The sequence below is a fragment of the Catellatospora bangladeshensis genome (assembly GCF_016862575.1).
Taxonomy (GTDB): Bacteria; Actinomycetota; Actinomycetes; order Mycobacteriales; family Micromonosporaceae; genus Catellatospora; species Catellatospora bangladeshensis.
The window spans coordinates 1-1,426 of sequence record NZ_BONF01000095.1; the positions used below are offsets into that span (position 1 = coordinate 1).

The following is a 1,426-nucleotide window of genomic DNA, read 5'->3' on the forward strand; positions in this document are numbered from 1 at the left end:
GGGTTGCGTCCAGGGACGTGGTGTAGCAGCGGTCGGGTCTTGGACTCGGGCGTAACGAGATAAACGGCCATCGGATTGATCCTTCAAAGACCGACCAAGATCTTGAGGGAGCAGGAATCCGATGACCGCACTTGAGAGTGTGGACGCTGCCGCGTGGCTTCGCCAGCAGGCGGGCCAAGGCAACCCTGACGTGTTGCGGACGATGATCACCGCGTTCGCCAACGCTCTGATGTCGGCCGAGGCCGACGCGGCCTGTGGCGCCGAGTACGGCCAGCGCAGCGACGACCGGGTCAACCACCGCAACGGCTACCGGCCCCGAGAGTGGGACACCCGCGCCGGGACGGTCGAGTTGGCCATCCCGAAGCTGCGCACCGGGTCGTACTTCCCGGAATGGCTCCTGGACTACCGCCGCCGTGCTGAGCAGGCCCTGGTGTCGGTCGTTGCCACGAGCTACCTGCTCGGGGTGTCGACCCGGCGGGTGGAGAAGCTGGCCGAGCAACTGGGCGTGACACGGCTGTCCAAGTCCCAGGTCTCGGAGATGGCCCAGACCCTGGACGCGCAGGTCGAGGCGTTCCGCAGCCGACCCCTCGACTCGGCGCACTACACGTTCGTGTCCCTGGACGCGCTGACCATGAAGGTCCGCGAGGACGGCCGGACCGTCAACGTCGCCTGCCTGGTCGCGGTCGGCGTCAACGCCGACGGGCATCGTGAGGTCCTGGGCCTGGACGTGTGCGCCGAGGAGGACGGTGCCGGCTGGCTGGCGTTCCTGCGCGCCTTGACCGCCCGCGGCCTGACCGGCGTGAAGCTGGTCATCTCCGACGCCCACCGCGGCCTGGTCAACGCGATCGGGTCCGCGCTGCCCGGCGCGGCCTGGCAGCGCTGCCGCACCCACTACCTGCGCAACCTGCTCACCCGCGTGCCCAAGTCGGCGCAGCCGTGGCTGGCCACGATGGTCCGCACCATCTTCGACCAGCCCGACGCCGCCGAAGTGCACGCCCAGTACGCCCGGGTCGTCGACGCCATCGCCGCGAAGTACCCGGCCGCTGCCGAGCACCTCGACGAGGCCCGCGACGACCTCCTGGCGTTCACCGCGTTCCCGAAGGAGATCTGGCGCCAGATCTGGTCCAACAACCCGCAGGAGCGGCTCAACAAGGAGATCCGCCGACGCACCGACGTCGTGGGGATCTTTCCCAACCGCGCCGCCGTGATCCGGCTGGTCGGCGCGGTACTGGCCGAGCAGACCGACGAATGGACCGAGCAGCGCCGTTATATGGGCCCTGAACTCCTCGCCAAAGCCCGCAAGGAGACCATCGACGACCAGACCACGCCCAGCGCGGCGCAGCCCGAACCCGAGCTCACCGCCGCATAAGCTCAGCCCAGGATCAGCGATGGTCGTCTACTCGTACACCACTTCCCTGGACGTGAC

The 1,426-nt window shown here is 68.7% G+C and carries 1 protein-coding gene; it reads left to right on the forward strand.

Annotation, left to right across the window (positions count from 1 at the left end; translation table 11 throughout):
- The first annotated feature begins 121 nt into the window (after nucleotides 1–121).
- Nucleotides 122–1,369 carry an IS256 family transposase gene (locus tag Cba03nite_RS39375; protein WP_203757677.1) on the forward strand — a complete coding sequence of 416 codons (1,248 nt, stop codon included), beginning with the start codon at nucleotides 122–124 and terminating at the stop codon, nucleotides 1,367–1,369.
- Nucleotides 1,370–1,426: the final 57 nt, after the last annotated feature.